The sequence below is a fragment of the Acinetobacter sp. YH16056_T genome (genome assembly GCF_024605895.1).
Lineage (GTDB): Bacteria > Pseudomonadota > Gammaproteobacteria > Pseudomonadales > Moraxellaceae > Acinetobacter > Acinetobacter amyesii.
The window spans coordinates 37,289-63,248 of record NZ_CP094545.1; the positions used below are offsets into that span (position 1 = coordinate 37,289).

Annotated in this window: 21 protein-coding genes and 1 pseudogene; 16 read left to right on the forward strand and 6 right to left on the reverse strand. The window is 42.8% G+C overall.

Annotated features, from left to right (window positions below):
• Positions 1–208 precede the first annotated feature (208 nt).
• The 4 genes from ilvD (MST17_RS00160) to MST17_RS00175 all read left to right on the forward strand — a co-directional run bounded on the left by ilvD (MST17_RS00160) (position 209) and on the right by MST17_RS00175 (position 6,152).
• Positions 209–2,038, forward strand: coding sequence for a dihydroxy-acid dehydratase (gene ilvD / locus MST17_RS00160; protein ID WP_111885144.1), 1,830 nt, complete (start codon positions 209–211; stop codon positions 2,036–2,038).
• A 686-nt stretch (positions 2,039–2,724) separates the two neighbouring features.
• The gene (ilvD, locus tag MST17_RS00165) at positions 2,725–4,410 is read left to right on the forward strand and encodes a dihydroxy-acid dehydratase (protein WP_180026226.1); all 1,686 of its coding nucleotides are present in this window, start codon (positions 2,725–2,727) and stop codon (positions 4,408–4,410) included.
• Between the two features lie 151 nt (positions 4,411–4,561).
• Entirely contained in the window at positions 4,562–5,884 is a 1,323-nt protein-coding gene (locus MST17_RS00170; RefSeq protein WP_180026225.1) for a hypothetical protein, read from the forward strand.
• Positions 5,865–6,152 carry a chorismate mutase gene (locus MST17_RS00175; RefSeq protein ID WP_180026224.1) on the forward strand — a complete coding sequence of 96 codons (288 nt, stop codon included), beginning with the start codon at positions 5,865–5,867 and terminating at the stop codon, positions 6,150–6,152. Before MST17_RS00170 ends, MST17_RS00175 begins: the two co-directional genes overlap by 20 nt.
• Before the next feature lie 127 nt (positions 6,153–6,279).
• Here the strand turns inward: MST17_RS00175 and MST17_RS00180 are convergent, their stop codons facing one another.
• Entirely contained in the window at positions 6,280–6,933 is a 654-nt protein-coding gene (locus tag MST17_RS00180; RefSeq protein ID WP_180026237.1) for an IS1595 family transposase, read from the reverse strand.
• Between the two features lie 85 nt (positions 6,934–7,018).
• On the opposite strand from MST17_RS00180, the gene MST17_RS00185 reads away from it, so the two are divergent.
• The 6 genes and pseudogenes from MST17_RS00185 (at position 7,019) to MST17_RS00215 (ending at position 10,269) form a co-directional block, all read left to right on the forward strand.
• The gene (locus MST17_RS00185) at positions 7,019–7,387 is read left to right on the forward strand and encodes a PAAR domain-containing protein (protein ID WP_180026223.1); all 369 of its coding nucleotides are present in this window, start codon (positions 7,019–7,021) and stop codon (positions 7,385–7,387) included.
• Entirely contained in the window at positions 7,359–7,775 is a 417-nt protein-coding gene (locus tag MST17_RS00190) for a hypothetical protein (RefSeq protein WP_257224506.1), read from the forward strand. The genes MST17_RS00185 and MST17_RS00190 overlap by 29 nt, the downstream gene beginning before the upstream one ends.
• Complete coding sequence (locus MST17_RS00195; RefSeq protein ID WP_180026222.1) at positions 7,772–8,194, forward strand: hypothetical protein; 423 nt, start codon at positions 7,772–7,774, stop codon at positions 8,192–8,194. The genes MST17_RS00190 and MST17_RS00195 overlap by 4 nt, the downstream gene beginning before the upstream one ends.
• 300 nt (positions 8,195–8,494) lie before the next feature.
• A pseudogene (locus MST17_RS00205) lies at positions 8,495–8,644 on the forward strand (IS3 family transposase); the annotation flags it as partial.
• Positions 8,645–8,705: 61 nt separating this feature from the next.
• Positions 8,706–9,368 (forward strand): hypothetical protein, encoded by a 663-nt coding sequence (locus tag MST17_RS00210; protein ID WP_180026220.1) that lies wholly within the window; start codon positions 8,706–8,708, stop codon positions 9,366–9,368.
• A 163-nt stretch (positions 9,369–9,531) separates the two neighbouring features.
• Positions 9,532–10,269: a sulfite exporter TauE/SafE family protein gene (locus tag MST17_RS00215; protein ID WP_180026219.1), complete on the forward strand. Its 738-nt coding sequence runs from the start codon at positions 9,532–9,534 to the stop codon at positions 10,267–10,269.
• 3 nt (positions 10,270–10,272) lie between these two features.
• Here MST17_RS00215 and MST17_RS00220 read toward each other — a convergent pair whose 3' ends face one another.
• The 4 genes from MST17_RS00220 to MST17_RS00235 all read right to left on the reverse strand — a co-directional run bounded on the left by MST17_RS00220 (position 10,273) and on the right by MST17_RS00235 (position 16,358).
• Entirely contained in the window at positions 10,273–11,181 is a 909-nt protein-coding gene (locus MST17_RS00220; RefSeq protein ID WP_180026218.1) for a LysR family transcriptional regulator, read from the reverse strand.
• A 114-nt stretch (positions 11,182–11,295) separates the two neighbouring features.
• Positions 11,296–12,600 (reverse strand): solute carrier family 23 protein, encoded by a 1,305-nt coding sequence (locus tag MST17_RS00225; RefSeq protein WP_078191643.1) that lies wholly within the window; start codon positions 12,598–12,600, stop codon positions 11,296–11,298.
• Between the two features lie 297 nt (positions 12,601–12,897).
• Complete coding sequence (ppc, locus tag MST17_RS00230) at positions 12,898–15,582, reverse strand: phosphoenolpyruvate carboxylase (RefSeq protein WP_180026217.1); 2,685 nt, start codon at positions 15,580–15,582, stop codon at positions 12,898–12,900.
• 152 nt (positions 15,583–15,734) lie between these two features.
• Positions 15,735–16,358, reverse strand: a complete 624-nt coding sequence (locus tag MST17_RS00235; protein ID WP_180026216.1) for a TetR/AcrR family transcriptional regulator — start codon at positions 16,356–16,358, stop codon at positions 15,735–15,737.
• 151 nt (positions 16,359–16,509) lie between these two features.
• On the opposite strand from MST17_RS00235, the gene MST17_RS00240 reads away from it, so the two are divergent.
• From MST17_RS00240 to dnaJ, 4 genes are all read left to right on the forward strand, one after another.
• A complete protein-coding gene (locus tag MST17_RS00240; protein ID WP_180026215.1) occupies positions 16,510–17,616 on the forward strand; it encodes an efflux RND transporter periplasmic adaptor subunit in 1,107 nt (368 codons plus the stop codon).
• Positions 17,616–20,753: an efflux RND transporter permease subunit gene (locus MST17_RS00245; RefSeq protein ID WP_180026214.1), complete on the forward strand. Its 3,138-nt coding sequence runs from the start codon at positions 17,616–17,618 to the stop codon at positions 20,751–20,753. The genes MST17_RS00240 and MST17_RS00245 overlap by 1 nt, the downstream gene beginning before the upstream one ends.
• A gap of 133 nt (positions 20,754–20,886) precedes the next feature.
• Positions 20,887–21,264 (forward strand): hypothetical protein, encoded by a 378-nt coding sequence (locus MST17_RS00250; protein WP_078194105.1) that lies wholly within the window; start codon positions 20,887–20,889, stop codon positions 21,262–21,264.
• 106 nt (positions 21,265–21,370) lie between these two features.
• Complete coding sequence (gene dnaJ, locus MST17_RS00255; protein ID WP_180026213.1) at positions 21,371–22,489, forward strand: molecular chaperone DnaJ; 1,119 nt, start codon at positions 21,371–21,373, stop codon at positions 22,487–22,489.
• Positions 22,490–22,573: 84 nt separating this feature from the next.
• Here dnaJ and MST17_RS00260 read toward each other — a convergent pair whose 3' ends face one another.
• On the reverse strand, positions 22,574–24,217 hold the full coding sequence (locus MST17_RS00260; RefSeq protein ID WP_180026212.1) for a PglL family O-oligosaccharyltransferase: 1,644 nt from the start codon (positions 24,215–24,217) through the stop codon (positions 22,574–22,576).
• Positions 24,218–24,415: 198 nt separating this feature from the next.
• Here MST17_RS00260 and dapB point away from each other — a divergent pair, with 198 nt between their 5' ends.
• Positions 24,416–25,237, forward strand: coding sequence for a 4-hydroxy-tetrahydrodipicolinate reductase (dapB, locus tag MST17_RS00265; RefSeq protein ID WP_078194102.1), 822 nt, complete (start codon positions 24,416–24,418; stop codon positions 25,235–25,237).
• A 58-nt stretch (positions 25,238–25,295) separates the two neighbouring features.
• Complete coding sequence (locus MST17_RS00270) at positions 25,296–25,940, forward strand: START domain-containing protein (RefSeq protein WP_180026211.1); 645 nt, start codon at positions 25,296–25,298, stop codon at positions 25,938–25,940.
• Positions 25,941–25,960: the final 20 nt, after the last annotated feature.

A 25,960-nucleotide genomic window follows, 5' to 3' on the forward strand; every position in this document is an offset into this window, starting at 1 on the left:
TCAGTTAAAAGATTTTTGTCGTCAAATCACTCGTTTTTATTGATAGACCCATCTGCCCAAATCTCAGCTTAAAAAGCCATCTTTAAAAACAATGGCTTGGTGTATGATAGGTTTAAAATTCGACTGATTTTACATCATTGTCAGTATGATTTAGCCAGAGTGAATCTGTAGGATTCATTTCAAGCTCAAACTTTGTTGGAAATATAAAATGCCTGACTATCGTTCAAAAACATCGACACACGGAAGAAATATGGCGGGTGCGCGCGGCTTATGGCGCGCAACTGGTATGAAAGATGAAGACTTCGGTAAACCAATTATTGCCGTCGTGAACTCATTTACTCAATTTGTACCGGGTCACGTTCATCTTAAAGACCTTGGTCAACTCGTGGCGCGTCAAATTGAGCAAGCAGGCGGTGTAGCTAAAGAGTTCAATACCATTGCTGTCGATGACGGTATTGCGATGGGTCATGATGGCATGTTGTATTCATTGCCTTCACGTGACTTGATTGCAGACTCAGTAGAATACATGGTGAGCGCGCACTGTGCCGATGCCATGGTGTGTATTTCCAACTGTGACAAAATCACTCCGGGGATGTTGATGGCAGCAATGCGCTTGAACATTCCAGTGGTATTTGTATCTGGTGGTCCAATGGAAGCGGGTAAAGTCAAAATCCGCGGCAATGATAAAGCGATCGACTTGATTGATGCCATGATTGTGGCTGCAGATGACAACTATACTGATGAAGAAGTAGCAGAATACGAACGCTCTGCATGCCCAACTTGTGGTTCATGCTCAGGTATGTTCACCGCAAACTCAATGAACTGCTTAACAGAAGCATTGGGCCTGTCTTTACCGGGTAACGGTTCTACACTGGCAACACATGCAAACCGTAAAAAATTATTCGAACGCGCAGGCTCTTTAATTGTTGAATTGGCTAAACGTCATTATGAACAAGATGATTACAGCGTATTGCCACGTGAAATGGTGACCAAAGCCTCGTATGAAAATGCCATGACTTTAGACATCGCGATGGGTGGTTCAACCAATACCGTTCTACACTTGTTGGCGGCTGCCAATGAAGCGGGTGTTGATTTCACGATGGATGACATTGACCGTTTATCTCGCAAAGTGCCTGTTCTATGTAAAGTTGCACCTGCGAAAAACGACGTACATATGGAAGATGTACACCGTGCTGGCGGTATCATGTCCATTCTCGGTGAATTAGACCGTGCAGGCTTATTGGACACATCTGTAGGTACTGTTCACGAAGCAAGCTTAAAAGATGCTTTAGATAAATGGGACATTATCCGTACTGAAAATGAAGACGTTTACCAATTCTTCCGTTCAGCGCCGGGCGGTGTACCAACGCAAACCGCATTCTCACAAGATCGATATTACCAACGACTAGATGGTGACCGTGAAAATGGCGTGATCCGTAATGCTGAACATGCGTTCTCGAAAGACGGTGGCTTAGCTGTGCTTTACGGCAACATTGCGCTCGATGGTTGTATCGTAAAAACTGCGGGTGTAGATGATTCAATCTTGAAATTCAACGGTACTGCACGTGTGTTTGAAAGCCAAGATTCAGCAGTAGAGGCGATCTTGGGCAATGAAATCAAAGCCGGTGATGTGGTTGTGATTCGCTATGAAGGCCCACGTGGTGGTCCGGGTATGCAAGAAATGTTGTACCCAACCAGCTACTTAAAATCGAAAGGTCTAGGCAAAGAATGTGCATTATTGACTGACGGTCGTTTCTCGGGCGGTTCGTCAGGCCTGTCTATTGGTCACGTTTCACCTGAAGCAGCAGAAGGTGGTGCAATTGGTTTGGTGGAAGATGGCGATTTAATCGAAATTGATATTCCAAACCGTACCATCAACCTTGCTGTTGATGAAGCAACCATGGCCGCTCGCCGTGCAGCGCAAGAAGCCAAAGGTTGGCATCCAGTTGAAGAGCGTCCACGCAAAATTTCGAAAGCATTGAAAGCGTATGCAATGCATACCACGAGTGCGGCGAAAGGCGCAGTACGTGAAATCTAAACTTTAGATGTTTAATTAAAAAGCACTCCACATGGGGTGCTTTTTTAATTTACATCTACATAACTTGCATTGGATACGAGGAAATGTCATCCGCAACTGTCTGAGGCAAACGGTAATTTAAAAGTGAATGTTTCTGCGATCATTTTTTTAGTTGCAAACAGTTGCCGAGTTTTGCGGATGACAAATGGTTTTGGTTACTTTTGCCAAAACAAAAGTAGCATACGTGCTCCGAAAATTAGCTTTTATAGGATAAGACTCCGCTGTAATCAGCTTTTAAATGAAATAATGGGACAATAATTCTAAGTTATAGATTTATTAATCTGATTAAAAATAATGTTTCTTGAAGCAACTAAATAAAATTTAATAATTAGTTGATGTCATTAAAATTCTAAAAAAGACAGCCTCGAATAGTAGCTATAATTTATATGGCTTTGTGTAGGCAATCCCTTACTTTTGAAAGATCAAAAGTAACAAAAATCTTTTGTTCTCCTGATATGGCATCCCTGCCATACAGGAAAACAGCGACATCCATGTCGCTTTGTCATGTGATTGAATGGTATTGCATGCGCTAAAAATCTTTTTTGTTGAGATGTAATTTCTTTTACATGCCGAGCGCTTTCTATACAATAAATTTAAAAGAACCCGCCAAAGCTGAAGCCAAAATCAGCCATCGCCAAGGAACAACAATGAGTAAAAATAATATCCGCGAACATTCTGCTCCTGTTTATGAAGGCATAGAGAATGCGCCTGCACGTTCCATGATGCGTGCCACGGGCTTCCAAGATGCAGACTTTAAACGCCCATTTATTGGTATTGCTTCGACTTGGGCCAATGTCACGCCGTGTAATATGCATATTGATGGCTTGGCGCGTGAAGCTGAAAGTGGGGTGAATGCTGCAGGCGGGAAAGGCATTATTTTCAATACCATCACCATTTCTGACGGCATTTCCAACGGTACAGAAGGCATGAAGTATTCATTGCTATCGCGGGAAATCATTGCCGATTCCATTGAAGCTGTGTTGGGCTGTCAGGCCTATGATGGCGTAATTGCCATAGGCGGCTGCGACAAGAATATGCCAGGCTGTATCATGGGTTTGGCGCGATTAAACCGTCCGAGCCTGTTTATTTATGGTGGCACCATCAAACCCGGAGCAGGGCATACCGATATGATTTCGGTATTTGAAGCAGTCGGTCAGCACGCCAAAGGCGAAATCAATGAAATTCAAGTGAAGCAGATTGAAGAAGTCGCGCTGCCGGGGCCGGGTTCGTGCGGCGGTATGTATACGGCCAATTCGATGGCTTCAGCGATTGAAGCCTTAGGCATGAGCTTGCCAGGTTCATCGGCGCAGGAAGCAGTTTCAGCAGATAAAATTGAAGATTGCCAACGCGCAGGTGAAGCCGTGATGAACCTGCTGCGTCTCGATATTAAGCCGCGCGACATTATGACCAAAGCCGCTTTTGAAAACTCGATTAAAGTGCTGATTGCTTTAGGCGGTTCAACCAATGGCGTACTGCATTTGATTGCCATGGCGCATACCGCAGGCGTGGAACTGTCTTTGGATGATTTTGTGCGTATTGGCAAAGATATTCCTGTGGTGGCCGATGTGCGCCCATCGGGTAAATATTTAATGTCGGAACTGATTGCCATTGGCGGCATTCAGCCGCTCATGAAACGCATGCTGGATGCCGGCATGCTCGACGGTTCTTGCCTCACCGTTACGGGCAAAACTTTGGCGGAAAACTTAGCCGATGTAGAGGATTATCCTGAAGGACAGCAAATTATTTTGCCGTTTGATGTGCCAATTAAAAAGGATTCGCACTTGGTGGTACTGAAAGGCAATCTGTCACCGACAGGTGCCGTGGCTAAAATTACCGGTAAAGAAGGACTATATTTTGAAGGGCCCGCGCGGGTATTTGAGGGCGAGCAGGGCGCCATGCGCGGTATTTTAGATGGTGAAGTACAAGAAGGCGAAGTGGTAGTGATCCGCGGTGTCGGACCGAAAGGCGGGCCGGGTATGCCGGAAATGTTAAAACCGACTTCTGCAATTATTGGTAAGGGCTTAGGCCAATCTGTGGCGCTGTTGACTGATGGACGTTTCTCTGGCGGCAGTCATGGTTTTGTGATTGGGCATGTGACACCAGAAGCTTATGAAGGTGGCCCAATCGGCTTGGTCAAAAACGGCGATAAAATTTCAATTAACGCTGAAACTCGTGAAATGACTTGGCATGTGGCTGAGGAAGAAATTGCTGCACGTCGCGCGGCCTGGATCAAACCGAAACCAAACTATACCCACGGCGCTTTGGCAAAATTTGCCAAGCTGACCTCTGGTGCAGAAAAAGGTGCGGTGACTGACCTAAATCTAGACGTCTAATCCATTGTTAAACATTGAACATTCAGCCCTGAATTGATATAAGTTTTGCACAAGGCTTATATCTCATTTAAAACAGCTTCATAATAGAAGTTGAATTTTAAGCATGTGCTGGCAGTGCTCGGCACAATTCATCATTTTGAGGCAAAAACGCATGTCACTGTTACGCCGTTGGTTCGATCCAATCCGATCGAGTTGGTTTTATCAGAAACCGACCCGACAAGCGGTGTTACCCACGGAACAAGGTCTGAGTGTTTATCTTCGACTGGATGATGTCTATAGCTATTTGGCTGCGCAGCAACTGCCTCAATTAGAAGAAATTCTCAGTGATGAAATTAAACCACTAAAAGTGATTATTTGTCGTCAGAGTGCAGAACCTCCTAATCAAATGTCATCGATAGAATGGCAACAATATTGTCTGAATGATGCTCAAATTTTAGCGCGGCAGCATCGTTTTAGTTTTCATGAAGCACCTGAACAACCGACCGCTGAAGCTTTAGAACAAGCCGAAATTATTCTAAAAAATACTCCATTACGCGGCCAAGATTTTCTTTATTTACTTGAAGATGTGTTCCACATGCTTTGGCAAAAGCAGTATGGCAAGCTGAGAACACTGTACGCGATGGCCAGCCGTCATCATAAAGCGCAAGATTTTCCAGAACGGATCTTTTCCGACTTACCAATTTTGACGGGGTATTTTGAATTTGGCGAACGTAAGTACCATGCTGTAGATGATTTACTGCGTTTAACGCGCCGTTTAAAACAACAAAAACTCCTGACAGATAACCCGATCTTTATGATCAATCATATTGAATGGCGTGAGCACCTGATCAGTGATGCAGAAGAGTTGAATGAAATTCAGGGACTCGATCCTGAGCTTGATCTCTACATCGCGATGGAAGATCCGATATCATGGTTATTATTGGCTTATATTCGTGAGGAATTGGCGGACTATTATAATATTCAGCTGAATGTGTATCCATTGTCGTATCACGGTCGAGATTTGTTTGACTGGAGTTTGGCAACTCGTCTGTCTAAACGGACAGAAGTTAAGTTCACGCCATTTTGCCGGCCTACAGAAGCTGCGACTTTAGCTATGTCACAGCTTTACTACAGTGCTCCCGAAGAGCAGCGTATTGATGTGATGTATCGCATATTGGAAGCCGTATGGACCAAAGGGCGTGATTTATCTTTTAAAGCACATTTTCAGGCTTTACAGTATGAGTTAGAGATTTCTGAACTGACTACTAACGATATTGCTGAAAAATTAAAAGAAAATGATATGCACTGTGAGATGAAGTCACAGCCTGATTTTCCTGTTTTAGAATTACGTATTGCAGGTCAAAGCTATGTATTTAATAGCTTATACCGCGTATGGATGATTGAAAGTATTTTCAGTAATGTGTTAGAAGAGAAGTATAAAAGTGAAAACACCGCTGAAAGTGAAGCCAGAGAAGATGAAGAAAGTAAAAGTTGAGTCATTAGAGCAAGCCCGTGCACAGATTGATGTGATTGATCAGGGGATTATTGAGCTCATTGCTGCACGTCAGTTTTATGTCGATCAAGCGGTGCGTTTTAAGCGTTCAGTACAGGATGTTCAATCACCAGAACGTGTCGAAGCGGTGATTAGTAAAATTCGTCTACAAGCCACAGAGCACGGTGTAAATGCAGATATTGTGGAACGTTTATACCGCGATATGATTCAGCATTTTATTCAACGTGAGTTGAAAGAGATTCGACCGTAATTTTTAGTTTTTGAGATTAGATCAAATTTATTAATGTTCTTTTTTAATATCACCAACTGAAAAGATTATGATTTGATTTACATTTTGAAATTTTATTAATTTTTTTAGGGGCTGTACTAGATAAGGTTTAAATTCCAGTCCAAACTCGCAAAGTTTTTAACTGTTGACTTGGACTGCCATAATTAAATCTAAACTCACATTCCTTTAGAAACAAGCGAAAAGATTCTTTAGGAATACCATTATATTTTCTCAATATTCTTTTCGCTTGATTCCAAAAATTTTCAATTCCATTGATATGATTTTTCCCATTTGCGAAATGAGTTGAATGGTTAACTCTATGGTGACAAAAACCTGCAACATCCAAAGCATTGTAGCTACGCCATTGATCTGTATAAACAATGCTATCTGGTGTGATTTTCTTAGAAATTACAGGCATTAAAGTACCAGACTTAGTATCAGGAACAACAACAGTATAAACCTTACCATTTCGCTTCAATAGACCAAATACGATAACTTTGTCAGCAGCTCCACGTCCTCGTTTCCCTTTACGGGTTCCGCCGAAATAGCTTTCATCTAATTCAATCTCACCATCGAATATGTCAAAGGCTTCAACCTCTAAATGATAAGAAATAATTTTACGAATCTTAGTAAAGAAAAGTGCTGCTGAATTATGATGAATTTTTAATAAATCAGCAGCAGCTCTTGCAGTCACTCCTAGCACGAAAAACTCTAGTAGTTTTAATTGAGTTTTCTTATTTAATTTACAGTTAGTTAGCTTCATTTTCATCGATTAACATAGTGCTAATCTAGTACAGCCCCTTTTTTTATTTGTTATTCTACTTCTAATTACAATAATTGGATCTAGCATGACTAGCCCTACTTTTTTACATGAACTGTTAGAAGAACAGCTAAAAAAACTTTCTCAAGACGATATTCAAAAGATTCATCAAGCAGAACAACTCTATTGGAATCATAAGCCGCATACCAAATATTATGCAGCTTTTAATGGTTCAAAAACAAAAAAAGGTGGGTTAGTTCGAGCATCTAATCATGCTTATAAGGTCAACGGGATCTCTTTAGCTTTGGTCGGTGATGAAGCTATATATTTAGATGGTTCGACAGCAAAAATTATCTCCGGCGCAGGATTTCTTCTAAATGTTGATGGCAGAGCCGCAGCACTTATCGGATCATTATTAGAAAATGGCGATGAAATTAACCTTCATAACAAATGTTAATCCTGATGATCTGATGTTCAGAAGTTCAAATTCAGTTCTGTCTCGAAAGACAGCCTATAGAACAGGCTATTTAAAATTAGATTCTGGATGGACTTTTTATGAAACTGACTTATCAAATAATAAATTTAAAGAAACAATAGCACATGAAACAGGTCATGCAATTGTTGAAGCTTATGCCGGATTTAATGAGTCTGTAACACATCATGGATCATCAGAATATAGTCAAACTCCTAAAGCAGGTACAAAATATCCGCGCTCTGGTGAAATTGATTTAATGAAATACGCAGCTGAATCCTTAGTAAATATTCCTGATGGGTATACTAGGATGGTTGCCAACGAGCAAGATGTTAAAGGGCTCTTAATTCTTTCAGGGATATCAAAAAAATGAAAAAATTAATTACGGGCTTCTTATTTATTTTCATTATCTTACCCCTGGCTTCGTGTACTCAAAAAACGGTTTTTTTTACGTCTGAATTCAGTGGTTATGTTTATGATAATAAAACCAAGTTACCTCTAAAAAACAAATTAGGATATATTGGCGTAAATGGTATTCTTTCAGATCCTGATACTAAATTAGATGCGAATGGAAAATTCTTTATTCCTGCTAAAACTGAAAAATACTATTTAAAGAAACCTCCAGTAGATTATGCTAATAGTACAGGAGATTTATTTTTTTCATTCCCTAATTATCAAACAAAAAGAATTGAATATGCTGACCTCTATGTAGATCAAGTTCCCGAAGATAGGGCAGGCTTTGACCATCTTAATAAAATTGATGTGGGAATTATCTACTTAGATCCTGAATAAATAGATAGTCGTTTGATCCTAGACAAAATAATGGGCACATTTTCCCTCTAAAGATAAAGTAAGGTTAACTTTAGAGATATAAAAATAGCTAAACGCTGTAGTCTAAAAATATAAACAAGCTAATTATTATGCGCTTTCAAACTCACACGAGTCTGTAGTTTCAATCGCCCATAAATTAGGTGTAGGGTATCAACCTTAGATAACTGGATTTGCTAAGCTAATCCAGTTGGTTCAAGCAAACGTCAACTTCCAGCAAGACAACAGTGTATTCTAGACTTAGAAAAAGACGTCAAGCAGCTCAGGGAAGCTAATGCTTTCTTGTTTGAATATATTGAAATTTACTACAATCGAATCAGAAGGCATTCTGCAATTGGCAAGTTAAGTCCTGAAGCCTTTGAACAGAAATATTTTAAGAATTTAGAGGGATCTGTTGTCCACGATACTGTCTAGGATCATTTCTTAGCTTTAAAACTCATGTCTTAACCTTAAACTCTGTATCGAGAAAAGTTTGATGAAGCATTTTTTTATTTTCTTAACCATTTTGATATTCGGTAGTACTGCTTGTTCGTCTGAGAAAATTAGTTTGAATCAGAATGAAGTTAAAGAAGCTCAAAAAAAAGAATCAATTTCAACGCTGTCTAAAGAAGATACAGCTATAATAAATGATTATAAAAATACTATTAATAAACTTAATCTGAGAGATAAAGAAAACGCAGATAAAGTAATGAAAGATAGTTTGTCTGAAATAAAAAAGATCACGAATGATCAAGAACGACAAAAGATTGAAATGCAAATCTACTTAGCAACAGGCATGTATGAAGAGGCTTATAATCTTAATCATAAAATGTTAAATGACTCTTTCAGTCAGGAACTTTTAGTGACTCAGTGTGAGTTAAGCTATTATGCTAAAAGATCGAAAGATGAATATGAAAAATGTTATTCCGATTTAGCATTGATTTTAAAAGAAGAATTAAGGAAAGTATCAAAAAATGACCCTCAGTATATTTATGGTGAGTGGGGCTATTTGCTATCAATGTATAAATCTGGGAACGTTGAATATAAAAATAAAATAAAAAAATTTATTGATTCAATTCAAGATGAAACGGTGAAATATCAATTCGAAAGTTCTTATGAATTAGCTGAAGAGCAAAAGAGTAGTTATTACAGTAATTAAAATAAATAAGTTGTAATTCCTTTTTTATTGAATCCAACTACCTTGTCTATAGCTGATTTCAAGCACAGCCTCAATTTTTCATTGAGGCTCTATTCCAAAAACACTGATTTTTCAAAGTGCCTGAATTGCATAGCATAGAACCAATTCTTCAGCGAGTTTTGCCATGATTTGGTTCGTCATCACAGTTTTTGCAATCGCAGGTCTAATTAAAGGCACGATTGGGTTAGGCCTGCCTGCGGTATCGATGGGCTTACTCACCATGGTGATCAGTCCATTTCAGGCAGCCACGTTATTAATCATTCCATCTATGGTCACCAACTTTTGGCAATTATTTGCCGAAGGGCAGGTGCTGCGACTAATTCAACGCTTTTGGCCCTTGTTACTTGGGATTATCGTCGGTTCAATTTGGAGTATTTTTCCAACTTTAGGACATGGTGAATTTAAAAGTGAAGCTTTACTGGGGGGCATGTTGGCACTATACGGACTGTATGGGCTTTGTGCGAAAAGCTTACCAAACTTTGCACCACATGAAAAATGGCTATCTCCAATTATCGGTTATCTCGGTGGAGCGCTGACTGTAGCCACAGGTGTGGTGGTGATCCCGGTGGTGCCATATTTGCAAGGTTTGCAACTCAAACGCGATGATCTCGTACAGTCACTCGGTTTGGCCTTTACCACGTCAACCATTTGTTTGGCGGTGTTCTTACAGCAAAATCCTGTGGAAGATCTCCCGATTGATTATGCCATGTCAGCCATGGCACTGGTTCCTGCGCTCATTGGCATGTGGGCAGGGAAAAAAATCCGTTACCGCATTCCAGAACAAAAATTCCGTAAGGTGTTTTTTATCGGGTTGATTGCCCTTGGTGGCTATATGATGTTGCACCAGTTTGGCGTGATTTAAAGCCTAGACTTGGCCATCTAAAGTAGATTTTTGAGACAGTAGAAACTGACTGAAATGCTGATAATTTAAGGGTAAATCATCAAAATTACGTGCGGTGAGCAGCAATTTTCGATTGGCCCAGTCGCCGCTGAGCTCAACTTGGGCAAAGGCATATAAACTGATTAATCGTCCGGCCGCACATTTTGGCATGATGGCAATGCCCACACCATTCGCCACCACTTGGGCGATCGCGGCAAAGTTCGGCAAACGCAGCCGATACTGAATTTCACAGCCGAATAATTTGGCTTGTGCCTCGATCGATTGTTGCAAGGAATGATATTGCATCAAACCGACAAAGGGATAATTTAAAATCTCTGCGGGTTTGACGCTAAGTGTCGAGGCCAATTCATGAGTTATAGGACAAATCAGTACCAAAGGATCATCTGCAAACTCAAGTGTTTGTAACTTTTCGGATTTAAAGAAACCCGAAATTAGACCTAGTTGTGCATTGCCTTGTTCAATCGCTGCAATGATGTCTTTAGACTCGGCTTCATGCAGCTCAATTTGTGTGTTGGGATTTTCTAGCAAATAACGTGGTAGCAAGACCGGTAAATATTCACTTTGTGCAGATGAATTACACCATAAGGTCATATTTGAACTTAGCCCATGGGCAAAGGGCAGCATCGCGTGTTCTAATTGTTGCCCCTCACCTAAGATGCGCTGTGCATGTTCAACCAAGGTTTGACCGGCAAGAGTCAGTTTGACCCCTTTGGCTTGGCGAGTGAACAGGGCTGTGCGGTAATGCTGTTCGAGTTTTTTAATCCGTTCACTGGCTGCTTGTAGCGAGATGGCAGAACGAGCAGCGCCTTTGGTCAGACTGCCGCTGTCTACAATGTGCAGTACCAATTGAAGGTCGAACAAATCCAGTCGCATACGGTGTATTCCTTGGCTAATGCCTTATCTTACCGAAAGAGTAGCTATAAAAAAAAGCGACCTTTCGGCCGCTTTTCAAATGAATGTTGTATTCTTTTTTAAATGTCTTGGGGCTTATTCTGATTTGTCGCCCAAGCTAAAGAACCAGTTCAAAATCAACGCTGCAAATGTAGCAGTACCAATACCACCTAAGTTGAAGTTACCAAATTGAAGTGCAAAGTCACCTGTACCTAAAATAATCGTGACTGCTGCCACCATCAGGTTTTTATTTTTTGAGAAATCGACTTTGTTTTCAATCCAGATTTTCGCACCTGCAATGGTAATTAGACCAAATACAACAATCGATGCACCTGTCAAAATGGCTTGCGGAATAGTATGAATAATCGCACCAAACTTTGGAGAAAGACCAAGGAAGATGGCGAATACACCCGCAAATACAAACACGATGGTCGAGTAAACACGCGTTACTGCCATCACACCAATATTTTCGCCATAAGTGGTCATACCCGGACCGCCGACACCGCCTGAAAGTGTAGTCGCAACACCATCTGCAACGAAGGCTTTACCAATGTGCGGATCAAGATTTTCACCTGTCATCGCGCCCACAGCTTTGATGTGCCCAAGGTTTTCTGCAACCAAAATTAACGCAATCGGTGCAATGATGAGCATGGCATTGAAGTCAAAGACGGGTGAATGGAAGTGCGGAACACCAAACCAAGCGGCTTCTTGTACGGGAACGAAATTGATTGGTGTACCATGACCCATGACATTGGAAATGATGTAATACACCAAATATGCCAGTAACAGACCCACCAACAGCAATAAGCGTTGTAATAAGCCCTTCGTGAACACCGCAATCGAACCCATACATAGTACAGTGACTAATGCCATCCACATATTAAAGTTGTTGCCTGCAACCCCTTTAATAGTCACAGGAGCTAGGTTCAGACCAATAATCATCACCACCGCACCTGTAACGACAGGTGGCATGAGTTTTTCAATCCAACGCGTACCCGTTGCCATCACGATAAAACCAAAAATGGCATATAAGATACCGCAGGCCATGATCCCGCCTGCCGCCATTGCGATATTGGCATTTGGCGCGCCAGTACCTGATGCTGCATAACCGGTTGCCGCGATCACCACACCAATAAAGGCAAAACTAGAGCCTAAATAACTTGGTACACGACCACCTGTCATAAAGAAGAACAGGATGGTACAGATCCCCGACATTAAAATCGCAAGGTTGGCATCAAAGCCCATCAAAAATGGCGCAAGGACAGTTGCACCAAACATTGCAAAGGCATGTTGTATCCCCAATACAACACTTTGCACCGGAGGTAGGTACTCATTTGTACCTACAGGACGTGCATCAATATTGCCTTCGTACGGGCGCCATTTGGGAAACCAATTGGACATAAAATGAGCACTCAATAGATAAATTGTGCACATCATACTCTTGTTTTTTAGAAGATTTAATCTCTTTTAAAAATATTTTGTTCAAACTAATTACATGACTTTACATGTAAATTTACCAAATGGTAAAAGTTTTAAAGTTGTAAAAAAGGCATTAAATCATGCAATTAATCAAATAGGATAAGAGTCAATACTTCATAAATTTTTCTTATTTTATATATTCCAAAATAAATTAAAACCAATATGACTGATCAAAAAAAAAGCACACAGTTCTGTGTGCTTTTTGAAAACTTGGAAGATTTAGCCAGTGTTACGCAAACCTGCCGCAATACCCGCGATGCTAACCATCAACGCATGGTCGACTGGGGTATTTTCAGCTTGACGCTCGGCAAGGTATGCACGGCGGCGTTTCATCAGTTCGGCTTGTAGTAAATGTAGTGGCAATAAATAAGGCTTACGCACCTTCATGGATTGGTCGAGCACATCGTTACTGCTGAGTAATTTCGATTCACCTTTGAGTGCTAATAGCGTTTGTACCGCATCACGTAAACGCTGACGTAACTCTTCACCCAACTGTTTGAGGTCTGAGTCATCCGTCAGATGAGACTCATAATACAGCGCCACATGACCATCAGCCTTAGACAAGACCATTTCCAACATATCAATTAACGTTTGGAAATACGGCCATTGCTCTAACATTTCTTCGAGTGTCTGCTTTTGACCTTGATCAATCACTTGATTAATCGCAGCACCAGTACCTAGCCAAGCAGGAAGCATCAAACGGATTTGCGTCCATGCGAACACCCATGGAATCGCACGTAATGACTCAATCCCACCGCTAACTTTACGTTTGGCTGGGCGTGAGCCGAGCGGTAACATTTGCAGTTCCAGTTCTGGCGTTACAGTCCGTAGGTATTTTACAAAATGCGGATTTTCACGCACGGTTTGACGATACACCTGTACCGACAGATCCGTCATGCTGTGCATGAGCTGACGCCATTCCTGTTTCGGTTCAGGCGGTGGTAATAAGGTCGCTTCTAAGGTCGCTGCGGTGTAAATTTCTAAGTTTTGTAAGGCAATGCCTTCTAATCCAAACTTGAAGCGAATCATTTCCCCTTGTTCTGTGACACGGATCGCTCCTGAAATCGAACCCGGTGGCTGTGAAAATAGGGCTTGCTGTGTCGGCGCACCACCACGGCTGATTGAACCGCCACGGCCATGGAATAATGTCAGTTGTACATCATGTTTTTTCGCAACTGCGGTTAATTCTTCCTGTGCACGATACTGCGCCCAGTTTGCCGACATAAAGCCCGCATCTTTGGCTGAGTCTGAATAGCCAATCATCACCTCGTGTTTACCCTGAATATGCTGCTTATACCAATGCATATTGAATAGGGTATTCATGGTACGGGCTGCACCATCCAAATCTTTTAAGGTTTCAAACAGTGGCACGACACGTAGCGCTTGTTTGATGCCGGCTTCTTTTTGCAGTAACAATACAGCCAAGACATCACTCGGATGTTCGGCCATGGAAATAATATAAGCCCCTAAACTTTCAGGTGGCTGTTCTGCCAAAGTGCGCATGGTCGCAAAGACTTCTTGTACATCTGAATGTTCAATCAGGCTTTGTTTTGGCTCATTTAAAAACTTCGGTAGCAGTGGACGTTTGCTTTGGAGTTCCTGAATCAAGAAGTTTTGACGGGCTTGCTCCGTCCATGTTTCAAAATTGCCTAAACCTAAATATTCAGTAATGGCAGAAATCGCTTGGCGATGACGAGTCGACTCCTGACGAATATCGAGTTTGAGTAATTCGATACCGAAGCAATTCACTCGATGAATAAAGTCGAGTAACTGACCATTGGCAATTTCAGGTAAACCGCTGTCAATCAGTGAACGGTAGCAAACCAATAGTGGATCGAGCAGCTCATGGCGGCTTTTAATGACTTGGCTATCGTCAGCATCTTCACCACGGAGTTTTAGTGCCAACCAGTGACGAGTGGCTTTGAGGCGTTCCCGCGCATCACGTAGGTATTCACGATAGGGTTCAGGGTGGAAATGGCCCAAAGCATCACTGAGTTCTTTACTGCACTCCTGAATCGAAAGTTCCCAACGCAGGTCTTCGATGTCGCGTAAATACAGGTCGGCAGCTTTCCAACGTGAAAGCCACAGCACCTCTTGAGTAATATTATGGGTGACGTTTGGGTTACCATCACGGTCACCGCCCATCCATGACGCAAAGCGCACAGGGGCAACATGTAAAGGCAAGGTCTTGCCACAATGATCTTGAACCATGCCATCCAATTCACGCATGAATTTGGGTACAGCATTCCACAAGGTCTGTTCAATGGTCGTGAAGCCCCATTTAGCTTCGTCGACAGGCGTCGGGCGATGTTGACGAATTTCATCTGTTTGCCATGCCGAGCAAATCAGTTGTTTTAAATCATCCAGTACGGCTTTGCGTTCGCGTGGCGTAAGTTTTTGTTGATCCATTTTAAACAGGCAATCATTAATCCCATCATATTTTTGGATCAAGGTACGGCGGCTGACTTCAGTTGGATGTGCAGTCAGGACCAGTTCAATTTTTAATTCACAAATTTGTTGGAACAGTTGGTCCGCACTGATGTTATTGCTTTTAAATTTTTCAAATAAATGATCGAGTGGATTCGGTGATGGTGCTTGCTCATCAAACTCACTTTGGCGACGGCTGCGCACCACATTGTATTGTTCGGCAATATTGGCAAAGTTGAGAAAGTGCGTAAATGCACGGGTCAGTGGCAGAATTTCTTCATCTTTTAAATTTAAAAATAATTGTTCTAACTGTTTTTCGGCTTCAACTTGTCCATCGCGCGCGCCTTTAGACAAAGCACGAATTTGCTCTACCTGATTAAACAAATCTTGTCCTGCATGCTGCTTTAGGGTTTCACCCAATAAATTGCCCAGTAAGCGTACGTCTTCACGTAATGGAGCATCAATTTGTTGAATCATTTGTTATTTCTCCGCGTATTCCTGTCTCGACTATACCCCGAAAGTGCCGTGGCAAAAGGGGGTACAGACAAAAGTCGGATGACTTTTCTAGGTAAATGAGCAATAGCCATGCCATTTGTTTCAGTTTAGCGTTGAAATATTTCAGAAAATGCTTAGCTCTGCGTGCCGAGTTGATATTTCAGCATAAAGATGTCGATGGCAGAGTGAATAATGGCCTGTCGCTCTGCTGCTTCAGGTACTGGGCGCATGCCCAATAAAACCTCTTGATGGCGTAGTCCCATCAGTAGCGACACAATTAGTTCAGTTTGTCGGGCAGGGTGATCCTGCTGAATGAAATTTAAAGCGGCTGCGTCTTGAAAAAATTTTTCCCAGACTTGGCGCATTTTTAAATGTGAGGCACGGAAAAACTGGTCGACCAAGGGACTGTGTTCGGCAGCCAACTCCAAAAGTAATAAATCCAGTTTAATGGCTTCTGGCAAATTCATGATGTTCAGCCCCAACTCACAAATTTCAACGAAAGCCCGCATAAAATGACTTTCGCTGTGCAGATGTCGCGGGCGAGTATTTAAAATATATTCACAGGTATCTTCAATTGCACTGGTAAATAAAGTGGCTTTGTCCTGAAAATGGTTATAGACCGTCAGTTTGGTGACCCCTGCATGTTGGGCAATCTGATTCATGCTGCAACCGTGATAGCCCATTTCTAAAAATAATTGTTTTGCAGACTCTAAAATCCGTTGTCGTTTTTCTAAGTCTTTCGGGCGGCCGACATTCATTTGCTGAAAAAATTCCAAAAAAGGCGAAAAGGTCATTGATTTAGGATAATTAATCTAATTAATGTACCGCATGGTTTATTAATTAAAAAATAACCAAATTAATTGAATAATATTCTGCCCTAAAAAAGACTTTTTATTAAGAGCGAACTTCATGAGTACGATTAAGACCACAGTTGTCAGCATGATTATCGTTTGCAGTGTGACCTTATGGGGATGCAGCAAGGATAAAGCCCAAACGGAACAGGAAGTGCCATTTGTGATGGTGACTCAGCCGGGCGCCACACATTTTGAACAAAAAAGTTATGCGGGTGATGTACAAGCACGCCAGCAAACAGCTTTAGCGTTTCGGGTTGGCGGTCAAATCACTGAGCGCTATGTCGATGTTGGAGACCAAGTCCGAGTCGGGCAAGTCTTGGCAAAATTAGACGTCAAAGATGCACAGTTGCAACTGAATGCAGCACAAGCGCAGCTTGAAAGTGCGCGTTCCGCTGCACAAATTGCTGAAGATGAATTAAAACGATTTAAGCAATTATTGCCAGTCAATGCTGTGAGTCGTTCGCAGTACGATGCTGTGGAAAACCAATATAAAGCGGCACAGTCGAACTTAAAGCAAGCCCAATCAAATTATGATGTGAGTCGTAATCAGACCGGTTATAACCAATTAATTGCCAATAAAACTGGGGTCATTACTGAGCGCAATATTGAGATTGGTCAAGTGATTGCAGCAGGACAACCGGCATTTCAATTGGCGATAGCAGGTGAACGTGACGTGGTCATTGGTGTGCCTGAACAAGCGGTTACTGAAATTAAAACAGGGCAGGATGCATGGGTCACCTTGTGGTCGAAACCACAGGAAAAATTTGCAGGCTATGTACGTGAAATTAGTCCTGCTGCCGATCAGTCTCGTACATATAGTGTCAAGGTGGCATTGCGTGAAGGCAATAGTGCCATTCAACTGGGGCAAAGTGCACGAGTATTTTTAACCAAAGCACAGCAGAATGTTTTGCATGTGCCGTTATCGAGTGTGTCTGCGAGTGGTCAGCAGGCGTATGTGATGGTGGTCAATGCAGATAATACGGTACGTAAAGTTCCGGTAAGTTTAGGCGAATACGGACGTGACAGCGTGCCTGTACTTAGTGGTTTGCAAGCAGGGGATTTTGTGGTGGTTGGCGGCGTGCATTTGCTCCGCGAAAAACAAAAAATACAACCTGTTGATCGTGAAAATCGAGCGGTACACATTCAGGCAGGAGTTAAATAATGAATTTTAACTTGTCTGAGTGGGCACTGAAAAATAAAGGCTTAATCCTTTATTTTATGATTCTGCTGGGCATCGTTGGGATATTTTCTTATTCCAAATTGTCGCAGAGTGAAGACCCGCCATTTACTTTTAAAGTCATGGTGATTCAAACCTATTGGCCTGGTGCAACGGCCAAAGAAGTTTCGCTACAGGTCACCGATCGAATTGAAAAAGAACTGATGACCACGGGGCAGTATGAACGCATTATGGCGTATTCACGTCCTGGTGAATCCATGGTGACCTTTGTGGCCAAGGACAGTTTACGTTCGCAGCAAGTCCCCGATGTTTGGTACACCGTGCGTAAAAAGGTCAATGATATTCGCCATCAATTACCATCTGGGGTGCAAGGTCCTTTCTTTAATGATGAGTTTGGTGACACCTTCGGTAATATCTATGTGCTGACTGGCAAAGACTTTGACTATGCGACCATGAAGGAATATGCCGACCGTTTACAGCTCCAGTTACAACGGGTCAAAGACGTTGCGAAAGTGGATTTGATTGGTCTGCAAGATCAAAAAGTTTGGATTGAAATTTCCAACACCAAAGCCACGCAAATTGGCATACCTGTGACGGCGATTCAACAAGCCTTGCAGCAGCAAAACACGGTTGCCAGTGCCGGCTTTTTTGAAACCGATTCAGACCGGATTCAAGTGCGTGTTAGCGGCAATTTACAAAACATTGATGAACTGCGTCAGATACCCTTATTGGTGAATGGACGAACCATTCAATTGGGTGATGTAGCAGATGTACATCGGGGCTTTAGTGATCCACCGCAGCCGCGTATGCGTTTTATGGGTGAAAATGGTTTAGGCATTGCCGTGTCGATGCGTAAAGGTGGCGACATTCTGGCTTTGGGTAAAAACCTAGAAACAGAATTTGCCCGCCTGCAAAAAACCTTGCCCTTGGGCATGGAACTGAAGAAAGTGTCGGATCAGCCTGTAGCCGTGAAGCGCAGCGTCAATGAGTTTATGAAAGTCCTCGCTGAGGCCGTGATTATCGTCCTATTGGTGAGCTTCTTCTCCTTGGGTTTCCGTACAGGTCTTGTCGTTGCATTTTCCATTCCATTGGTCTTGGCAATGACCTTTGCCGGTATGCAGATGTTTGATGTCGGGTTGCACAAGATTTCTTTGGGGGCGTTAATTCTCGCACTCGGTTTATTGGTGGATGATGCGATTATTGCCGTCGAAATGATGGCGATCAAAATGGAGCAGGGCTATAGCCGGTTACAAGCCGCCGGACATGCATGGCGGACCACTGCATTTCCAATGCTGACAGGAACATTGATTACTGCGGCCGGCTTTTTGCCGATTGCCACAGCCGCATCGAGCACAGGGGAATACACTCGCTCGATTTTCCAAGTGGTCACTATCGCATTGGTGGTGTCATGGTTTGCAGCGGTGCTGTTTGTTCCCTATCTAGGGGATAAATTACTGCCAGATTTTAACAAAGATTTAGTACAAAAAGCCCCGTGGTATCAGCGCCTGTGGGCACGTTTACGTAAGCAGCCCGAACCTCAGCCGATGGTGCATCATGCCGGCGAACATCACGATCCTTATCAGTCGCCGTTTTATCAACGTTTCCGTGGTTGGGTTGACACTTGTGTGACCTATCGGAAGACGGTGATTGCAGCGACGGTGGGCATCTTTGTGTTATCGATTTTAATGTTTAAAACTGTACCACAGCAGTTCTTCCCACCGTCAAACCGTGCTGAAATTTTAGTGGATTTAAAGCTTGAGGAAGGCGCCTCACTGAAGGCCACAGAAGCGGCCGTAAAAAAAGTCGAAGCGTTCTTGTCGAAAAAACAAGGCATTGATAATTTTGTGGCTTATGTGGGGACAGGTTCGCCGCGGTTTTATTTACCTCTAGATCAACAGCTACCTCAAGCCAGTTTTGCTCAGTTTGTGGTATTGGCTTCATCTTTAGATGATCGCAATGAGATCCGCCAGTCATTAGCAGAAGAAATTCGTAAGCTTTTACCTGAAGTACGTACTCGGGTTTCACTTTTAGAAAATGGTCCACCCGTGGGTTATCCATTGCAGTTTCGCGTGTCGGGTGAAGATTTGAGCTTGGTGCGTGAGTGGGCACAACGGGTGTCTGCAAAAGTCAGTGAAAACCCGAACACCACCAATGTGCATTTGGATTGGGGTGAGCCAAGCAAAGTCATTAAACTGGACATCGACCAAGATCGCGCACGTCAAATGGGGGTTTCCAGTCTAGATCTGTCCAATTTCCTGAATAGTTCAATCAGTGGTGCAGTGATTAATCAGTATCGTGAGAAACGAGAGCTGATTGAAATTCGGATGCGTGGTGATCAAGCGGAGCGATTGGATGTCGGTTCGCTCAGCAGTTTGGCAGTACCGACCAGCAATGGTGGTTCAGTGCCATTGGCGCAGATTGCGAAAATTGAGTATAGCTTTGAAGAAGGTTTGATTTGGCATCGTAACCGTTTACCGACCATTACTGTGCGCGCGGATATTCGCAGTAAATTGCAACCTGCAACGGTGGTGGGTGAGTTAAAAGATTCATTTGATCAGTTACGTGCAGAGATGCCGAATGGATATCTCCTCGAAGTAGGCGGTACTGTGGAAGAGTCAGCACGTGGTCAAACTTCTGTAAATGCGGGCATGCCATTATTCCTCGCAGTTGTCATGACTTTGTTGATGATTCAATTACGCAGCATGTCACGGGCGATGATCGTATTTTTAACTGCACCTTTGGGCATTATTGGCGTGGTGTTATTCCTGTTATTGTTCAATAAACCCTTTGGTTTTGTGGCAATGCTCGGCACGATTGCACTGTCAGGAATGATTATGCGCAATTCACTGATTTTGATTGATCAGATTGAACAAGATATTCAGTCTGGGGAGTCGGCTTGGGATGCGATTATCAATGCGACGGTACGTCGTTGCCGTCCAATTGTGCTGACTGCATTGGCCGCTGTATTGGCGATGATTCCACTTTCTCGCAGTATTTTCTTCGGTCCAATGGCCGTGGCGATTATGGGTGGATTGATCGTGGCGACCCTGCTGACCTTGTTCTTTTTACCTGCGTTATATGCACAGTGGTTTAAAGTGAAAAAAACTCAGCAGAATCCTTAAAAGTGCCATAATATTGGGTGCGAAATATTGAATTTTTCTCTATAGTAGCACCTGATCTACAAAGACATTTTTAAAAAGTAAAACAACCACAAGTGCAGCGCGGCATATTGTGGTGTACGGGGTTGAATCACAGATGACAGCAGAGAGTTTAGCTAAGTATCGCCGTTATGTTGCGATTTCTTATGTCTTCATGTTTTTCGCTTTATTTACCCTGATTAGTGGTGTATTTGCCTACGGCTTTGCACGCAAAGTGACTCAAATCGATTCTGCAGAAGTTTGGCTCCAAGCCCAAGCGCTTTGGGTCATGCGCACCGTCGTGATTTATTCCATGATGGCCATTTTTGCCGCACTGTGGTTTATTCCTTTATTTTTCTATTATTGGGACACCTATCTTTGGGTGACTGCATGCACGGTAATTGGTGTGGTCTTTGCTGCGATTGCCTTTTTGTATTTATTAAATGCATGGATCCAAGGTCTATCCAAATTCGTTAAAAATAAGGCTGTTTTCTAAGTCGATTTATTTTTTTCCTGCCTACCCCTTGAAAAAATGGTTTGATTCCCCAATTTCAGACCACAGTTAAGTATTAAATTAAATTCCGTGAGGAGCATCGCCAGACATGGCTAAACGTGATTATTATGAGGTTTTAGGTGTATCTAAAACCGCAAGTGATGATGAAATTAAAAAAGCCTACCGTAAGTTGGCGATGAAGTATCACCCTGACCGTAATCCAGATAACCCAGAAGCTGAAGAAAAATTCAAAGAAGCTGCAGAAGCATATGAAGTTTTATCGGACAGCGAAAAACGTAGTATGTATGACCGTATGGGACATCAAGCTTTTGAAGGCGGCATGGGCGGCGGCGGTGGCTTCGGTGGCGGATTTGGCGCAGAAGATATCTTTAGTCAGTTTGGCGACATTTTCGGTGGCGCATTTGGCGGTGGTGGCCGTGGTGGTCAGCAACGCGCACGCCGTGGTTCAGACTTACGCTATGTCATGGAGCTTACCCTTGAGGAAGCTGTAAAAGGCGTGAAAAAAACCATTACCTTTACTGCGCCAGCGCCATGTGATGCCTGTGATGGGAAAGGATCTAAAAATCCGAATGACGTTGAAACCTGTAAAACCTGTCATGGTGCCGGTCAAGTGCGTATGCAACAGGGCTTCTTCTCTGTGCAGCAAACCTGTAGCACCTGTCGTGGTCAAGGTAAAATCATTAAGAACCCATGTAATAAATGTCATGGTTCAGGGGTTTCTGACCGTCAGCAAACTTTAGAGGTGACCATTCCTGCAGGTGTGGACAATGGCGACCGCGTACGTTTAAGTGGCAAAGGCGAGGCGATCCGTGATGGCCAAGCAGGCGACTTATATGTAGAAGTGGTGGTACGTGAACACGAAATCTTCCAACGTGATGGCGCTGACTTGTATATGGATGTGCCTGTAAGCATTGCAGATGCTGCATTGGGTAAAGAAATTCAAATTCCGACACTCGATGGTCGTGTGAGCTTGAAAGTGCCTGAAGGGACTCAAACTGGTAAATTATTCCGCTTACGTGGTAAAGGTGTGAAACCTGTACGTACCAGCATGACCGGTGACTTACTCTGCCGTATTGTGGTGGAAACGCCTGTGAACTTAACGGCTCGTCAACGTGAATTGTTGAAAGAGTTACAAGACACGATGGATGGCGATGACAATAAATCATCTCCGAAGAAAAAATCATTCTTCGACCGTTTGTTTGATTAATTGAAATGATTTGCTTGAGTTCGCTGTGATGTGAACTCAGGTATAAAAAAGCCTGCATAATTGCAGGCTTTTTTATCGAGCATTTTAAGGTTTCGGAGGAGTTATCGGCGTTAATAAACTCTCATAGCTCATGTCGAGCCGATAAATATTTTTAAGACGCTGTAGCTGATGACGTGCTTCAGCCTCACGACCATTAAATGCCAATAAACGTGCATATTTAATGATGTGGTATTTCGCTGGGTAGCTGCGAACCAATTTTTCAGTATCCTGAATGGTTTGTTCAGAAACGATGGAATATGGATTTAAACGAATAATCGCTACCCGATGTCTAAATTCCGTGAGTAAATAGATCGGCGCATGGTTGGTGATTTTCTCCGGTGTTTTTTCATATTTTGATGCCTGACCCAGCTGAATCGCTGCATTGGCATAATCACGATAAATCACCGTAATCAGCACAGCGCCAATCACGAAAACAATGCGGATAAACCACGGAGACAGGCTCAAAGTAGCCGTCTGTGGCTTCGCTGCTTGAAGAACCCCGATAATAAAACCCGCAGGCAGTAAGAAATATGCGTAGTTTTGCGGAAACTCCAACATGGCATGAATAACGAAGACACCGACCATCAATAGGCCAATCACAGATAATGCAGACTTGGCTAACTTCTGTAATTGAATGCCCCAATAGGCGAAATAGGCCAAGAACGGCACACCAATAATGGCGCCATTCCACAATAAGAAATCCAAAATAAAATTGTGTGAGCTACGAATCCATACAGGCCCTTGCACCGTGTCAGAGATCGAGACAAAAGCACTACTGGTTTGATGCCAACCATAGCCAAACCAAGGCTGTGCAGCCACGGCATGTGCCATTTGTTGCCAAATGGCTAACCGAGACATATCTCCACCAGCACGTTTGACTACGTCACGACTTTCTTGAATATTCATGTCGGACATTTGGCTCATGATTTGACTTAATTTTGGCATCAATACAATCAGTGCCACAAAGCCGATAAACCATGCCAAGCTGTAAAACCAGCGAAGACGGATATAATCTTTGTACTGTGCATAAGCCAAATAGATTAGGACGCAAATACTTGCTACCCAAGAGGTGCGAGATTGGCTGAGCGCGACCCCAATTAAAATAGGAATTGCACAAGCGACCAAATAGCGGGTTTTAACTTTTTGCTGTTCATAAACATATAAGCAGGCTAACAAGGACATGAGCAGAAACGTGGCCATGTTATTCGGCTGAGCAAAGTTTGCAAATGGGCGCGTAGTTCCACTAATTTTCATCACAAAAGGAAGAAACGAGTCGAAATCTAACCACTGACATATTGCGAAGAGCCCTGTCATGACCCCAGAAGCAACAAAGGTATAGCTCAGGAATAGGAAGGTTCTTTCGCGTTTTTCCGTACCTTGAGATAGGCTAAAACCAAGATTGATACATAGCCAGAAGCTGAACACAAACAGCATACAGAGTAAGGCAATACTAAAATAATACACCTGCCCAAAAGCCAATTGGACGAAGGGAATCAGCGCTAAAAGCAACAGGGGCAAGGAAATTTTTGCCACCATGAGCTTTTCTTTAAAGAACGTTGCCGCTAAGGCAAACAGGGCAAAGAAGGTATAAAGCTCACCGGTATATGTGGCCCAAGGTCGGTAATGAATCGGAATCAGCCATGCCAGTGCAATACAGACTGCCGCACAAAGATACAATAGGGTTTTCATGAATATTCAAGATCAATAGAACGTGCCTATCATACCGTGAAAATACCCAAACTTGGTGAGGGAATAGTCAGCGTCTGTCGAAGAGCTTGATTTGCAAAAGTCTTTCGGAAAATACAGGATTTTTTTGTTTGCAACTTAGCCTGCGCATGGAGTTTTGATATAGTAAGACCAATTTCGAATCAACATTAGGAAAATGTTATGTCAGCAGCTCCACGTATTGGTATCTTGGGCGCAGGCGGTCGTATGGGACGCATCTTAATTCAGGCGGTTCAGCAAGCTGGCTATCAATTGGCTGCTGCGGTAGAACGTCCTGAAAGTAGCTTGGTCGGTGCGGATGCCGGTGAACTTGCAGGGATTGGCGCGGTTGGCGTAAAGGTTGTTGGTAACCTTGCTGAAGTTTTAAAAGATTGTGATGTCGTGATCGACTTTACTGCACCTGCAGCAACGGCACAGCATCTAAAGCTTTGCCGTGAAGCAGGCGTTGCGATTGTCATTGGTACCACAGGTATGAATGATGAGCAAAAAGCTTATCTCGATGAAACAGCAACAGAAACCCCAGTAGTCTATGCAGCGAACTATTCTGTCGGTGTAAACGTTTCAATCAAACTTCTTGAATTGGCATCGAAAGTGTTTGGCGATACTGTAGATATTGAAGTGATTGAAGCCCATCATCGCCATAAAGTTGATGCACCATCAGGTACAGCGCTGATGTGGGGCGAAGCCATTGCCGGTGCTTTAGGACGTGACTTAAAACAAGATGCTGTGTATTGCCGTGAAGGTCATACGGGTCCACGTGAACGTCAAACCATTGGCTTCCAAACGATTCGTGGTGGTGACATTGTTGGTGAACATACTGCGATGTTTATTGCGGATGGCGAACGTGTTGAAATTACCCATAAAGCGACCAACCGTATGAACTTTGCCTCTGGTGCAGTACGTGCAGCTGCATGGGTAGTCGGTCGTGAAGCACGTAAGTACGATATGAAAGATGTACTGGGTTTTAACGATATTGACGTATAAAAGCGCGTTAAAATCCGTTATAACAACAGCATAAAATTAAAATAAGACGATCAATGGAATGAAAAAAGTCATCTTTATGGCCTGTGCTGTCGCATTCACTGCGGCAGTACAAGCGAAAACTATGGATAATGCCAAACTCACGATTAATAAAAATAATATTAAAGTTTGGACCTACCAAAATGCTCAAAATCCTGTCTTTCAATACAAAGCTGAAACCAGTTTTGATGTGCCCATCGAAAAAGCGGTTACCCTGATTTTAGATGTGGAAAATGCAGTGAATTGGGTCCCTTATATGGGCAGTGTCAAAGTCTTATCCCGCGATGACCAGAAAGGTGAATTCAGTTTATATATGGTGTTGGATTTTCCTTTTCCCTTAAAAGACCGTGATTTGGTGGTACAAGGCAAAATGCGTAAAGATGCACAGGGCATTATTAGCATCCAAAATAAAGCGGTGAAAAAAGGTTATCCGATCAATCCCAATTATGTACGCCTAACCGACTATGAGGGCGATTGGACCTTCCAGCGTTTAGGCAATCAAAAGGTCAAAGTTTCGACCTATGGCTACGCCAATCCGGAAGGTTCCATTCCGCTCAGTTTCGTGAATATGTTTGTGCAGCAACAGCCTTATCAAATGCTACAAAAAATGAAAGTGCAGTTGGGTAAAAGCAAAACTGCAACGGCATTTCCCGAAATTTTAAAATAAGCAGCAGTAATGATTCAGTT